Source organism: Pseudomonas sp. LPB4.O (assembly GCF_038383825.1).
Classification (GTDB): domain Bacteria; phylum Pseudomonadota; class Gammaproteobacteria; order Pseudomonadales; family Pseudomonadaceae; genus Aquipseudomonas; species Aquipseudomonas putida.
Map to the genome: position 1 here is coordinate 3,685,132 of NZ_CP151298.1, position 14,636 is coordinate 3,699,767.

At 63.2% G+C, this 14,636-nt stretch carries 11 protein-coding genes and 1 pseudogene; all 12 read right to left on the minus strand.

From position 1 onward, the window contains the following. Window positions 1-305: 305 nt before the first annotated feature. Window positions 306-2,750 carry a TonB-dependent siderophore receptor gene (locus MRBLPB4O_RS16595; RefSeq protein WP_341795944.1) on the minus strand — a complete coding sequence of 815 codons (2,445 nt, stop codon included), beginning with the start codon at window positions 2,748-2,750 and terminating at the stop codon, window positions 306-308. A 143-nt stretch (window positions 2,751-2,893) separates the two neighbouring features. Further along, entirely contained in the window at window positions 2,894-3,583 is a 690-nt protein-coding gene (locus tag MRBLPB4O_RS16600) for a FecR domain-containing protein (protein ID WP_341795945.1), read from the minus strand. Between the two features lie 239 nt (window positions 3,584-3,822). After that, a complete protein-coding gene (locus MRBLPB4O_RS16605; RefSeq protein WP_341798898.1) occupies window positions 3,823-4,344 on the minus strand; it encodes a sigma-70 family RNA polymerase sigma factor in 522 nt (173 codons plus the stop codon). Window positions 4,345-4,630: 286 nt separating this feature from the next. Beyond that, window positions 4,631-5,017 carry a cupin domain-containing protein gene (locus MRBLPB4O_RS16610; RefSeq protein ID WP_016486135.1) on the minus strand — a complete coding sequence of 129 codons (387 nt, stop codon included), beginning with the start codon at window positions 5,015-5,017 and terminating at the stop codon, window positions 4,631-4,633. A 72-nt stretch (window positions 5,018-5,089) separates the two neighbouring features. Then, window positions 5,090-5,913, minus strand: a pseudogene (locus MRBLPB4O_RS16615) (AraC family transcriptional regulator). A gap of 83 nt (window positions 5,914-5,996) precedes the next feature. Continuing rightward, a complete protein-coding gene (locus MRBLPB4O_RS16620) occupies window positions 5,997-6,548 on the minus strand; it encodes a YdeI/OmpD-associated family protein (RefSeq protein WP_341795946.1) in 552 nt (183 codons plus the stop codon). Window positions 6,549-6,596: 48 nt separating this feature from the next. Continuing rightward, window positions 6,597-7,916, minus strand: a complete 1,320-nt coding sequence (locus tag MRBLPB4O_RS16625) for a serine hydrolase (protein ID WP_341795947.1) — start codon at window positions 7,914-7,916, stop codon at window positions 6,597-6,599. Between the two features lie 20 nt (window positions 7,917-7,936). After that, a complete protein-coding gene (locus MRBLPB4O_RS16630; RefSeq protein ID WP_341795948.1) occupies window positions 7,937-9,790 on the minus strand; it encodes a DUF1302 domain-containing protein in 1,854 nt (617 codons plus the stop codon). A 134-nt stretch (window positions 9,791-9,924) separates the two neighbouring features. Continuing rightward, entirely contained in the window at window positions 9,925-10,395 is a 471-nt protein-coding gene (locus MRBLPB4O_RS16635) for a thioesterase family protein (protein ID WP_341795949.1), read from the minus strand. Between the two features lie 2 nt (window positions 10,396-10,397). Beyond that, the gene (locus MRBLPB4O_RS16640) at window positions 10,398-11,561 is read right to left on the minus strand and encodes an iron-containing alcohol dehydrogenase (protein ID WP_341795950.1); all 1,164 of its coding nucleotides are present in this window, start codon (window positions 11,559-11,561) and stop codon (window positions 10,398-10,400) included. Between the two features lie 43 nt (window positions 11,562-11,604). Next, entirely contained in the window at window positions 11,605-13,392 is a 1,788-nt protein-coding gene (locus MRBLPB4O_RS16645; protein ID WP_341795951.1) for an acyl-CoA dehydrogenase C-terminal domain-containing protein, read from the minus strand. Next, a complete protein-coding gene (locus MRBLPB4O_RS16650; protein WP_341795952.1) occupies window positions 13,389-14,627 on the minus strand; it encodes a 3-hydroxyacyl-CoA dehydrogenase NAD-binding domain-containing protein in 1,239 nt (412 codons plus the stop codon). Before MRBLPB4O_RS16650 ends, MRBLPB4O_RS16645 begins: the two co-directional genes overlap by 4 nt. Between the last annotated feature and the right edge of the window lie 9 nt (window positions 14,628-14,636).

Sequence of the window (14,636 nt, forward strand, 5' to 3'; positions counted from 1 at the left end):
CGAGCTCGTCGTCAACAGTTTGCATGAAGCCTGAGTAACAACCTCTGCGGCGTATGCCGGCTGAACGTACGCATTCAACAGCTATCCTATACCTCCTGCCTCAAGCAACATTTCCTGGCGATGTGTTCAAATCCTCTCTATGTCAGCGGGCTCAACACGAACAGGGACGGCTGCTGTCCTCGACGGAGGGCAGCGCTGGGTCGACAGCAGCCGGTCGCGACCGACTGACCGCTTTCGACCCAAAGCGGCCAGTGGGAAGCTTTGAATCTTACCCCCTACAGCCCCTCCAGATAATCAGTCACCACTTACCAGAATGTGCCACGAAGGGTCAGCATGTGATTGCGCTTTTCGCCATACCAGTTGCCAGACGCCGAAGAACCTAACGTTGCGTAGTAGGTCTTGTCGAAGATGTTGTTAGCGTTGTAGGCCAAGGTCCAGTGATCGTCGATCTTGTACTCGACGAGCGCGTTCCACACCGCGTAACCGCCCTGACGGTAGTCGTAGGCTTCGTTGCGCAGCACATTACCGGCGCTGTCGATCACACTGGCGGTACCGTTGACCAGATTCGCGCTCTGCACGATCGCGCCACCACCGACCTTGAAGTCGTGGAACTGGCCGGGCAGCTGGTAGGTGCTCCACAGTTTGAACTGGTGCTTAGGCGTAATGCTGCTGAACGCAGTGTTGTCCTGGCGGTTGCGATTGTTGTTGTAGGTGTAGCCGGCCAGCACATTCCAGTCCGGAAGGATCTCGCCGGTCAGTTCCATGTCGATACCCTTGCTGACCACTTCGCCTTGGGTCAGGTAACAACAGTTGCCACCGAACAGCACGTTGGTGAGCGTGTAGTTCGGGTCGACCACCGCCTCGTTGTTACGCTTGGTGTAGTACAGCGCAAACGAAACATTCACCGCACCATTGAACAGCTCGCCCTTGATCCCGGTTTCGTAGGTCTTGCCCTTCATCGCTTCGATCGAGCTGCCTGGCAGTGGACCTTGCAGCTTGTTCTGCTGCGGCTTGTAGATCTCGGAATAGCTGACGTAGGTCGACCACTCGTCGTTCAGGTCGTAGACCAGGCCCCCGTAGGGCACCAGCTTCGTGGGCTCGCGGGTGTCGATGTCGGACTGTACGCTCCACACACCGTTGCTGCGCGCGCGGTACAGCTGCTCGAACTTGTAGCGCTGGGCCCGGGCACCGACGATCAAGTGCAACGGCTCGGCCAGTTGAAGGCGCAGGGTGGAGTACAGGCCGTACTGGGTCTGGGTGTTAGGGCTGTAGTCGCGGTAGAAATCTTTGTTAGTCGCCGGCATCGGCCACGGCGTGGAGCTTGGGTCGAACACGTCGATGCCGCCACCGGAACCGGCCGACTGCATGGTGCCTTCCCACTGGCTGGTAATTTTTTGATAGTCGACTCCCATGAGGAACTCATGATGCAGGTCGAATGCCTGGAATTTACCGGCGATGTTGGCATCCCAAAGCTTCTGGTCGCTGCGGTACTGGTTGACGTTGCCGCTCCAGGCCGGACCATCGAGAGTGACCGGGTTGACCGAACCGAAGTTGAACGCACTCTTGCCGAAGCCGGAGTCCAGGGTCTGGGTGTAGGTGACGTTGGCTTTCCAGTCGTCATTGAACTTGTGGTCGACCTTGGCGAACACCTCCTGTGAGCGGCCATCCAGATAGGCCCAGCTCTCGGTCAGGCTGGTGTTGCGCGACAGGCCCAGGTCGGCGCCGGTGGCATAGCGCGGCAAGCCAGTGCCGGAACCGGTTTCGTGAATGCGCTCGGTGCGGCCACCGACGGTCAGCATGGTGTCTGGCGTGATGTCGGCCTCCAGAATACCGTAGACGATCGGTTTTTCAGTGGCACGGTCGTCGAGCATATACTGGCGGTCGGTGTAGGCGGCTACCAAGCGACCACGCAGTTTGCCGTCGAAACCCAACGGGCCAGTGACGTCGAACTGGGTGCGGTAGTTGTCCCAGCTGCCGGCCGACAGGTCGACCTTGAGCTGGTAGGTGTCCAGAGGGCGTTTGCGCACCAGGTTGATCATGCCACCCGGGTCACCGGTACCACCGAACAGGGCGGACGAACCCCGCAGTATTTCTACGTGGTCGAACTCGACCATGTCGTAGTTCTTGTTCGAGTAGAAGCTGCCCGACGTAGTACCCAAGGCCATCGGTGCAGCACCGTCAATCTGGATGTTCTCTACCTTGAAGCCGCGCGAGTAAAAATCCGAAAGGCGGAAGTTGTTGTTCTTCACCGTGATGCCGGGGGTAATCTTCATAGCATCGGCAAGGTCAGTCATACGCTGCTCTTCGATGACCTGGTGGGTGATCACCGACACCGATTGCGGTGTTTGCCGCAGGCTTGTCGGGGTCTTGGAGCCGATACTGACCTTCTCAGTGGTGTACGAGCCGGTATTCTCGGTCATCATGCCCATGCCCTGACCTTCGATGAGGATACTGCCCAGTTCCAGTGCAGATCCGCCGTCATTTGTCAGCGGTTGCAAGGACCAGTTGCCATCCGCGGCCTGCGTTGCTGTCAAACCGGTGCCCTCTAGCAGCAGGTGAAGTGCCATGTCAGCAGGCATCTCGCCGTTGACTGCTTGTGCCTGTTTGCCTTCGACCATGTTCGGAGTGTACGGCAGACTGATGCCGGACTGCTCGGCAAAGCGGTTCAACGCCTGGGCCAGTGGTGCTGCGGGCAAGTTATAGAGCTGTGCAGGTTGCTGCGCCTGAGCCATTTGGCAGAGGCTGGACATCGTGCCAATGCAGATGGCCTGGGCAAGCAAGGCGGGACAGTAACGGGATAGCAGATCCATCGAGTTGTGGCTCCTGAAAAGTGCGGGCTTTTTCTTCTTGTCGAAGGAGCCGGCGAAATCCCGTAAATAACCCGGCATTTTTTTCAGGCGGGAACGATGCGTACCCACAACGACGTACGCCAGACCAGGCGTACAGGCAGCGTGTGGGTCAGGGTGCGCAGGGCATTGTCTGTATCGTCGAGCTGAAATACGCCAGAGATCTTCAGCCCAGCCACGGCAGGGTCACAACCCACCCAGCCTACACGTTGGCGAGCCAACTGCTCGACCAGGTCTGGCAGGAGCATGTCCTGGGTGATCAACACGCCACGAACCCAGGCAGAGCCCTCGAATGTCGGCCGCTCGACAAGTTGGGGGCCGGCCCTGTCGATGCGCCATTGCTGCCCGGCATGCGCCTGTGCTGACGCCTGGCCCGGAAACAGAACGGCAACACTGCCCTGGTCAACGGTCAACCGCGTGTAGCCGTTTTCCTGGCAAAGGCTAAAGGCTGCGTCGGTAGTCTCATAGCGCCCTTGCGCCGTAGTTACGCATAGCGGGCGCTGCAACGCGCCGAGGGCCGTTTGTACGTACGCCTGTCCTTCTCGCAGTGTGATTCGGCGCTCGCGCGAATCGAGCCTTACATCCACGGCACTCCTGCTGTCGAGTTGCACCGTACTGCCGTCGGCCAGTACGAAGCGGAGCCGCTCGCCGGTGTTGGTGCTGTAATCGGCGAAACTGGTGCGCCACGGCGACTGCTGCAAGGCACCACCCGCCATGCCCAGGCCAAGAAGGCCCAAGCCGAGCGCCTTGATTGCCGTGCGGCGCCCCTGATTACCCAATGTAGTGATTGCGACACCAGGCGGTAACTCTCGCGCGAGTGGGAAACAGGCTTGAGCCTCCAGCAGGGCTTGCCAGCGTGCCTCATGCCTTGGATCCGCCTGACGCCAAGCCATGCACGCTGCACTCACGCTCGGAGCGTGTTGTGAGGACTCGAGTTTCACCAGCCAGTCGATGGCTTGATCGAGGACCTTGTCTGTCATGTTTCGAGTGTGAGCTGGTAGCAGTGACGAATGGCCTTGGCCATGTACTTCTCAACACTGCTCAGGCTGACCTCCAGGCGGACGGCAATCTCTTGGTAGTTGAGCCCCTCCAGGCGCGACAGCAGAAACGCCATGCGTACCTTCGGTCCAAGGCCGTCAAGCATGGCGTCGATCTGCATCAGCGTCTCCAACAGCATCAGTTGTCGCTCAGCACAGGGCACTTCAGCCTCAGGCAACTGCGCCAGCGCCTGCAGATAGGCGGCCTCAAGCTTTTGCCGGCGATAGCGGTCGATCAATAGCCCTCTCGCTACGCTGCTCAACCAAGCCCTGGGTTGTCGCAACCCGGCAATCTGCTGCGGGCGCAGAATCGCATGCAAGAAGGTGTCCTGTGCGACGTCGGAGGCCTGGTCACCGAAGTGATGCCGCCGTTGCAGCCAACTAAGAAGCCAGAGGTGATGATCACGGTAAAGACCAGCGATACGCTCGCGTGTTTCAGGTGCGATAGCAGGGGAAGGCAACACGATGGCTCCTCGCTTCCGTGATCAGAATAAAGTGCAGGTGTTAATCATTCGCAATGATACGAGGTTCTTGGGGGCACTCTCAAGCGGCTGATTAACTACCCGCTATACATCCTTGTGCACGCAAATGTTCGCCCTCAGCTCATAGAGATTAATAATTTACCTAGCATTGGTGGCAGAACGTCCGCTATGGGTCGAAAGCGGTCGATCGCGAAGCGGCCCCTCCATGCCGGATAGGTGTCCGCTTCAGACCTGAAGGCAGCTAGCCAATATTACAGACGTCAACTCAGATCCAAACGTCATTCACAGCCGTTCGCTCCCCGCCTTCATGACCGGTATTCAACACGCCTCGCGGCTCGATCATCATGAGTTTCGTCTCCGTCTCTGCTGCTGTTCTGTGCTCTACACCACGCGGCACCACATACAGCTCGCCCGGCTTCACATGCACGCAGCCCTCTGGGAGATCGATGCGCAAGAGGCCTTCGAGTACCAGAAACGCTTCATCGGTCTCGGGGTGCGAGTGCCAAATGAATTCACCTTCGATGCGAACCACCTTGAATTGGTAGTCGTTCATTTCCGCGACCACCCGTGGACTCCACTGCTGCTCGATAAGCGAAGCTTTTTGAGTCAGGTTCACAGGTTGCGGTACGCATTGCTGATGTATGCCGGACATGGCAGATCCTCTCTAGTTGGAGCGACCAGCCTATCGAATGGGAAACACGCCTTTCTTGCACGATCCTGCACCTCAGCGAGAAGCACGCAAGCGTTCCAGCCAACGCAGGGGTGGCACGCCGTAGGTGCGAGTGAAGTGCCGGGTCATGTGGCTTTGATCGTGAAACCCTGCGGCGAGGGCGGCATCGACCAGGGTGAAGCATCCAGGATCAGCCTGCGTAAACAATCCAGGCGCCGTAGCGTGACAAACCGGTAAGGGCTGGTGCCGTACAGGGCGCGAAAGTCCCGCGACAAGCTCCATTGCTCACGCCCGCTGGCCTGTTCGAGCATCTCCAGCGTGATGCCTACGTGCAGATGCTCCATGATGAACGCTCTGGCTCGCTCGGCGCTGCGGTAATCCAGACGTTTGCGGCCACGTGGCTTACCGCCCACGGCACGCAGCGCCATTGCCAGGTCATACACGGCGTCCTGCTCCTCCAGTGTTTCCAGAGGATGGTCCAAGGCTTGTACGAACGCCTCGCTGGCGCGATACAAACGGGGGTCGCAAGAGAGCCCGCCAGCGATGAAAGGCAACGGTTCGCCCCCGAGCACGTTCTGGATCAACGACGGGTCGATATAGGCCATCCGGTAGCGAAAGCCCACCTCCGTGCCGGCCATGCCGTCATGTACTTCATCCGGGTGCAGCACCAGTGTGTTGCCTGGCACGCCGTGGCACAGCGCCCCCTTGTAGTGAAAGCTCTGAACACCGGCAAGGGTACGGCCTATCGAGTACGTGTCGTGACGATGCGGGTCGTAGCCATGGCCACCAAACCAGGCTTCGATACGCTCCACGCTGCCAGGCGTAGTGCTGCGTATGACCCAATCAGCAGTGCATGACGGGTTTGCTTTTCGATCCATGAGTATGCTTGCCGCTATCGAGCCATGTTGGATGGGGTGCTTGACCCTTGGTGCTTCAGGATTTCCACCTGCGGCGGCATTTATCAATCTTGCGCCTCAGGCGCACGCAAGGCCTTGCTGTAGTAACCAGACGGGTCGAAACAGCAAACGTGCTTCTTGCCGGAGGCAAGCATATCGCATGCGTTGGCTATTCGTTTTGCCCGCGTGTGGGCCTGCATGGCTGACGTGATCCAGTGTATCCAGTCTACTCGTGCGAGGGTCGTCGTATTGGTCCAGACCAGACGCGCCTCAGGCGTGGCTGCCAGTGCCTCCTGAAAATCGGGGGGGATGTCAGGTTCGGGCTCTTTCTTGACCGGGGTCAACTCCAGTTCAACGATGTCCCCAATGGCCGCATTTGCAGCTTCTAGTAACGCAGCGCTGATCTGCAGCCAATGGCTCAGTTGACCATCCGGTTCAAGGGTTGCCTGGAAAGGGTATCCATTCATTGTGCCTTCAACTGTGGTCCTTCCTCGCCTGGGAAGCCGTGCACTTGCCTCTTTTGGCAGGACCACGAAGGCCCATGACGAATCATTCCCAGGGTTTGCCGGACGAAGAAGCGTTGCTTCGAAGCGGGATTTCACAACGGTCTTTGTCATTGCAACGCCTCCAGTCACGATGCCAGGTTCAATTGCAGTAAAGACACTTTAACCCGGCAAGGCCGCCAGCACCGCACCCACCATGCTGTTGAACGCAGCGGGCGAGTCGACGACGCGCGCAGGGGCTTTTACCTCGCCGTCGGCACGGGTGGCGCGCCGGGCCTGATCGGCCGTTGCTGACAGCTTCACGATCACCACTTCGCGGCGGGGGTTGATATAGATTTTCTGACCGAAGCGCCCACTGGCCTCGACCGAACCGTCACCGTCGTTCTTCTGGTACCAGTAATTGCGGTAGCCGTAACCCGGGCGGCCGGGGCCGAGGTTGCCTTGGGCGAACACCGCCGGGTCCGCAGGCTGGAATGTGCTGTGCACCGCCTGGTTGAAGCTGTCGCCCTTGGCATCGCGGGCCAGTTCGCGGCGCACCAGCTCGGCGAAGCGGGCGGTGTCACGCAGGTTGCAGCTGATGCCGCCACTGGCCATTTCGGTGCCCAGCGGGTCGACCTGCACGTAGGCATCGTCCTCGGCGAAGCGTGACCACAAGCGCTGCTCGACCAGTTGCGCCCAGTTGAGCCCGGTGATGCGCCGCAACGCCCATGCCAGCGCTTCCGGTGAGCCGTTCTGGTAGAAGAACGGCGCCTGGCTACCCGCGTGCGGCGCCTGCTGCACCTGCTGGAGGAAGCTGTAGATATCCCCTGGCATGCCCTCGCGCCGCGGTATCAGGCCGGTGGCGGCAAACAGGCCGAGGTCCGGCGGCATCTGTGGTGGGTACTCCACCGCCACCTGCATGTCCAGGTTGGCCTGCACCGTCGCCTCGCCGAACGGCGTGCCGCGCAGTTCCGGCACGTAATGCGCCAGTGTGCGCTGCGGGTCCAGCGCACCCTCGGCGATCAACTGGGCGGCGATCAGGCCGGTGACCGACTTGGTCATTGACGCCCAGATATGCGCCTGGCCGGGTTGGAACCCTTCCAGATAATGCTCATACACCACCTTGCCCTGATGCAGCACGATCAAGCCGTCGGTGCTGGTTTGCTGAAGGTAACCGGCCAGGGTCAACGGCTGGTCGCCGGCGCGGAAGGCCAGTTGGTCGAGCGCCGCCGCGCTGCCTTCGGCCAAAGCCAGCGGTGTGGCCGCGCGGCCGATGCCACGGGTGGGCGACACCTCGCGGGCGTGGCGCATGGACCAGCGCAAGTACGGTGGCTGAAAGGCGTTGGCCTGGTTGACGCGCAATTCCGGTGCTGGTGGGAACCCCTGCATCACGCCCTGCCCGGTCGGTGCCCCGACCGCCAGCCCTGGTGCCAGCGCACCGGCCAGTATCAGGGCGATGCCGGGCAGGTTGGCGGATGATGGCTGCATGCTGCGCTTGGACATTGTCTTGCTCCTTGGTTGTACTAGAAATTGGCACCCACACTGAACGCGACATAATCGCGGTCGCCGCGGGTGCCGTAATCGCCGTCGAGGTAATCGGTGTAGGCCAGGCTTGCCCAGTACTGAGTGGCCAAGCTGACGTCCACGCCCAGGCTGATGGAGCGCGAGCCTTCGTTGAAGGCCGAGCCGTCAGCGGGTGAGTAGCCTTTGACGTCATGGGCCCAGGCCAGGCTGGGGCGAATGTCCAGGCCCTGGACAAGGTTCGGGTAGCTCCAGGTCGCGCGCAGCCGGTACCCCCACGAGAAAGGCGTGACAAAACCCTCGCCGTTGCAGTCGCCCGGGCTTTTCGAAATCGCCAGGCACAGGCTGTTGTCGGCCAGTTCGCCGTTGCCATAGGCACCGGAGCGGCCATACCGGGCCCCGAAACGCCCCTCCAGCCCACCGACATAGGTGGCGCCCACCTCGCCCATCAGCAGCAGCTGGTTGGCGCCCATGACCTGGCTGAACGCCTGCACGGCCGACACCTGGGCCTGGGTAACCTGCTTGCGCCGGTAACCGTCGAACGGCGTGCTGTCGGTTGCCGGGCGCAGACCATCGGCGTTCAGCGGGCTGCGGCCGGGGGCATTGAGCAACGACTGCAACACATCGTTGCCGTTGAGTTGTACCGGCATGTTCGGCCGATAGCTCACCTCCCCTTGCACGGCGGTACCGTTGCGCAGGGTGGTGGCGAAGGTGAGGCCGTACAGGCGGATGTCCTCCGGGTATTGCGCCTGGTATCGGGAAGTGCCCATGCGCAATGCACCGGCCAGGGTCTGCCCGTTGCTGGAAGCCAGGAAGGCGCCGCAGTTGGCCAGCGCCACACCGACATTGCCGCACAGCTCCCTGGCAAAACCCGTATTGGCGTAGTAGCGGCTGCTGACCGTGCCCAGGTAGGGGGAGCGGCTGTGGTAGTTGGCGGCGAACAGGCCGAACTCGGTATCCAGCCGTTCGACGTACCAGTGCAGCGAAAAACCCCATTGGCCGCCATTGCGCGGATCCTGGTCGGCGCCCCGGGGCACCCGCACGCCCTCCTCCGTCAGCGTCACACCGAACGGGGCCAGGGCCTGCGAAACGGCCGGGTTGGTGACCATCTGCCCGCCGACATCCAGGCCCCGGCAGCCCTCGGGCATGAAGTCGTTGCCGGAAAAGAACGTTGCGCAGTTGTCCAGCCGGGCCTGTTCCCAGTCCAGCTGGTAAAAGGCGTCGAAAGACAGCGCCTGGTTGAGGTTTTGCGTGACATACACCAGGTTGACCGGCGCCAGGGCGTCTTTCACCTCGGAGCCTGGCCGACGCAGCGCCGCCTGGTTGAAAGGGTTGATCACGTTCAGCCCGCCCTGGATGAACAGGCTTTCCCCCCAATTGACCACCTGTTTGCCCAGGCGCAGCGAACCGGGCTCGCCGTCGATGTCGTAGAGGGCATAGGCGAAGGCATCGAGCAGCTCCGCGCCTGCGGTTTTCGCCGATACCTGGCGATCGTGGTCGTCGATATCGACTGCGCGCTGGCTGTGGTCACGCTGCGCGGTGTCGTACCAGTAGCTGCCGCGCAGGAACACACCGAGGTTGTCGCGCCGCAGCTCCAGGTCGTGGGTGCCTTTGAAGATCGCCGAGAACACATCGCCCGCCCGGTAGTTGCGTCGCCCGTCGTTGCCATTGGCCGCCTGCAACTGCTGTTTGTCGGGGTTGGCGGTGCTGACTGCGCTGCCGAACGACAGGGCCGAGTCGAAACGCCCCTGTAACGGGCCAACGTCGAATTGCACGCCCGCCACCGGGGTGGCGAGCAGGCAGCACAGTGCCGCCAGCGGCGCGCGGCGCCGGCAGAAAAGTAGGGTTGCGCTCACTCTTAACCTCTTGTTGTTTTATTAGAGAGGGAAATGATGGGTTCAGCGCGGACGCGCCGGCCGCCCAGGCCGGCGGTGTCGGTGACCAGAAGTATCAGGCAGGTTGAACGCCCCTCACAAATAGCGTCTTCGGATCAATGCCATGCCGGTTCGTTATGGCTGGATGGGTCGGGCGACGCGATCAGGCTGCCGAGAGCGCTGCGCAGCCTGGCGGGGATGGCGACCGGGCGGTTGTCGCGACGGTCGACGAAAACGTGGGTGAAACGGCCGGCCGCGCAGGCTTCAGGTTCGCCCTCGACGAACACGGCCAGCGTGTAGTGCACCGAACTGTTGCCCAGACGCTCCACGGCGATGCCCACTTCGATGCGTTGCGGGAAGGCAACGGCGGCAAAATAGTCGCAGGCGGACCCGGCCACGTAGGCCACCACCGGGTCGTGGTGGATATCCAGGCCGGCATGTTCGATCAGCCAGGTATTCACGGCACTGTCGAAAAACCCGTAATAGACGACGTTGTTCACATGCCCATACACGTCGTTGTCATGCCAGCGCGTGGTGATCGGCTGGAAGTGGCGGTAGGCGCCGCGCAGCGGGCGCTCCCTGGCCATGGTCAGAACGCCGCCTGGTAGAGGGCCAAGGCATCGGCAAGGGTGACCTTGCGCGGGTTGTTGACCAGCAGCCGTTGCTGTTGCAGGGCATCCTCGGCCAGCAGCGGCAGGCTGTGCCGCGGTACACCGACATCACGCAGCCGGCTGGGCAGGCCGCAGCGTGGCGCGAGCTGCGCAAGCTCATCGATGAACTGGCTGCACAGGTCATGGGGGTCGCCAGGCACCAGGCGCTCGCCCAGCAGTGCCGGCGCCAATGCCGCATAGTCGGCGAACGCCTCGCGCCGGTTGAAGCGCATCACGTGGGGCAGCACCAGCGCATTGGCCAGCCCGTGCGGCACGTGGTAGCGCGCCCCCAGCGGGTAAGCCAGCGCATGCACCGCCGCCACCGGCGCGTTGGCAAATGCCTGCCCGGCCAGGCAGGCGCCCAGCAGCATGGCCTGGCGCGCCGCCAGGTTGCCACCGTTGTGTACCGCCTGGTCGAGGTTGCCGGCCAGCAGCCCCAACGCTTCGCGGGCCAACAGGCTGGACACCGGGTTGCGCTTGAACCGGCTGGTGGTGGCCTCGATGGCATGGACCATGGCATCGATACCGGTGGCCGCAGTGATCGCCGGTGGCAGGCCCAGGGTGCGCTCGGCGTCGAGCAGCGCCAGGTCAGGCAGCAACAGCGGCGAAATGACCGCCATCTTGGCCGCCTCGCCGGTGGTGATCACGGCGACCGGGGTGACCTCGGAGCCGGTCCCGGCGGTGGTCGGCACCTGGATCAGTGGCAGGCGCTGGCCCTTGGCCTGGTCGATGCCATAGACCGCCTCCAGGGTCTGGTCACAGGCGGGGTGTGCCAGCAGCGCCACCAGCTTGGCGACATCCATGGAGCTGCCGCCACCGAAACCTACGATCAGCTCGGCGCCGATATGCCGCGCCCGGCCCACCGCGGCCAGCACGCAGGCATGGCTGGGGTCGGCGCTGACCTCACCGAAGATCGCCACGCTCAGGTGAGCCTGGGTGAACCCTGGCAGTAAATCATCGAGCATGCCCAGGTTGACAATGCCCGGGTCGGTCACGATCAGCACACGGCGCACGCCGCGTTGCTGGCACAGCTGCGCCAGGCGCCCGGCGGCACCGGGTTCGCACAGCAGATGAGGGGTGGTGGCAAAACTGAAAGGCTGCATGCTCATGTTCCTCTTGTTGTTGTGGGTGAACAGCTGGGCAGAGTCAAAAGGCGAAGTGCGCTTCATCCAGGCTCATCAGGCACTGTGCGCCGCCGCGCAACGCCTCGCAGTGGGCATTTGCGCGCGGCAATACCCGCCGCCAGTAGAAGCCTGCGGCGTGCAGCTTGGCTTGGTAGAAGGCACTGTCTGCGCTGCCTGCGGCCAGTGCCGCGCTGGCCGTTACGCCAGCGCGCAGCCACAGCGCGGCCAGCAGCACGTAGCCCGAGTAGGCAAGGAAGTCGACCGACACTGCGCCGATTTCCTGCGGGTCACAGCGGCAGGCATCGACCACCTCGGCGCTCAGGTTGCGCCATTCCTGCAGGCGCTGGACGACCACCTGGGCCATCCCGGCCAGCTCGTCGGCAGCGCAGCCGCGAGCCGCTTCGAGCAACTCATCGATGAGCAGGCGCAACTGCTCGCCACCATCGCCAAGCACCTTGCGGCGGATCAGGTCCAACGCCTGGATGCCGTTGGTGCCTTCGTACAACTGGGTGATACGGCTGTCGCGCATCAGCTGCTCCATGCCCCATTCGCGGATATAGCCATGCCCCCCGTACAGCTGCACCCCCAGGCTGGCGACCTCCTGGCCGACATCGGTGAGGAAGGCTTTTACAATGGGGATCAGCAACGCCGCCCGGCGCCCGGCGGCCGCTTGCACGTCTGGCTGCGGGGCACCGTGCTCCTGATCCAGCGCTTGCGCTGCAAAGGCCGCCAGCATGCGGCAGCCCTCGCTGAGGGTTTTCTGGGTCAGCAGCATGCGCCGCACGTCCGGGTGGTAGATGATCGGGTCGGCATTGCGCTCGGGTGCCACCGGCCCAGCCAGGCTGCGCGACTGCAAGCGCTCGCGGGCATAGGCCAGGCCACCCTGGAAGGCCGCCTCGGCGATGCCCAGCCCCTGCAGGCCAACCTGAAACCGCGCATCGTTCATCATGGTGAACATGCAGGCCAGGCCTTGGTTAGCCTCCCCCACCAGCCAGCCGCGGGCGCCCTCGAAGTTCATCACGCAGGTCGCTGCACCCTTGATGCCCATCTTGTGCTCGAGCGCACCGCATTCGACGGCGTTGCGCGCGCCTAGCCCACCGCTACCGGTGCATTCGAACTTGGGCACCAGAAACAGGCTGATGCCACGCACACCGGCCGGCGCATCCGGCAGGCGCGCCAGCACCAGGTGGACGATGTTGTCGGTCAGGTCCTGGTCGCCGCCGCTGATGAAGATCTTGCTGCCGCTGATGCGGTAGCTGCCATCGCCTTGCGGCTCGGCGCGGGTGCGCAGCAGCGCGAGGTCGGTGCCGGCCTGTGGCTCGGTCAGGCACATGGTGCCGGCCCATTCGCCGCTGACCAGCTTGCCGAGGTAATCGCGCTTGAGCGCTGCGCTGCCATGCCGATGCAAGGCCAGCACGGCGCCCTCGGTCAGGCCGGAATAGATCCGAAACGACAGGGACGCGCCCATCAGCATTTCGTGAAAGCACGCCGCGACCATTTGCGGCAGCCCCTGGCCATCGTGCTCCACGGGGCCGGTCATGCCACCCCAGCCCTGCTGCACATATTGCCGGTAGGCCCGGCGAAAGCCATCGGGGGTGCACACAGCGCCTTGCTCCAGGCGGCAGCCCTGCTCATCGCCCTGGCGGTTAAGCGGCGCAACCACCTCGCCGGCAAACCGCGCGCCTTGTTCGAGGATGCCATCAATGGTTTCGCGGTCCAGCTCGTTGCCCAGGCGGGCACAGTGCGCCGTCACATCGAACAGTTCGTGCAGGACGAAGTGCATGTCACGCAGGGGGGCTCGGTAGCTCATGCGCGGCCCTCGCGCACATCGGCCAGCTGCTTGCCCCCAGCCACCAGGCGCATCAGCAGCCCGGCCGGGCGCCAATGTTCGCCGAACAGGCCTTGCAGGCGTTCCAGCCGCGCCAACAGCAGGCTCAACCCCTGCTGGTCGGCCCAGCGCATCGGCCCACCGACCTCTGCCGGGAAGCCATAGCCATGCAGGTACACCCGGTCGATGTCGGCGCTGCAGCTGGCCACCGACGCCTCGAGAATCTTCGCCCCTTCGTTGACCAGCGCCAGCAGGCAGCGCTCACGGATTTCCTCGTCGTCGATCACCCGCCGGCGCACGCCCAGGTCCTGGGCGACCTTGAGCACCAGTGCATCGACCTCGGGGTCGTGCATGGCCTCGCGGCTGCCGGGGGCGTAACGGTAGTAGCCGTGGCCGGCTTTTTGCCCGAAACGCCCCAGCGCGCACAGGGCATTGTCGACCTGCAGCAGAGGCGCATCCATGGCTTTGCCGGCCAGCTGGCGCGCCCGCCATTCCAGGTCGACGCCCACCACGTCATACATGCGGAACGGGCCCATGGCCATGCCGAATGCCTGCAGCGCCTCGTCCACCTGCCGCGGCGTGGCGCCTTCAAGCAGCAGCTTGCGCGCCTCGGCCGCGTAAGTGGCGAGCATTCGGTTGCCGATGAAGCCCGGGCAGTTGCCGGCCACCACCACTTCCTTGCCCATGCGCTGCCCCAGGGCCTGGGCCGCATCGAGCACTGCGGGCGAGGTGCGCTCCCCGCGCACCACTTCCAATAACTTCATCACATGGGCCGGGCTGAAAAAATGCAGCCCCAGTACCTGTTCGGGCCGACGGGTCACGGCAGCGATGGCATCGATGTCCAGTGCCGAAGTGTTGCTGGCCAGGATGGCTTCGGCTTTGAGCGTGCTGTCCAGGGTGCGGAAGATGTCCTGCTTGAGCGCCAGGTTCTCGTACACCGCTTCAATCACCAGGTCGGCTTCGGCGAGGTCGGCATAGGCCGTAACCTGGCGCACCCGCGCCAGGCAGGCGTCGGCCCCGGCCTGGTCAATACGCCCCTTGGCCACCTGCTGTGCCCAGGTCTGCGCAAGCACCGCCAGGCCGGCTTCGGTAGCACGCGGGTCGTTATCCAGCCACAGCACCGGTAGGCCTGCACGGGCCAGGCTGATGACTATGCCGCGGCCCATGGTGCCGGCACCAATCACCGCCGCCTGCTGAATGTTATAGGGAGTACTCACGGGTGACGC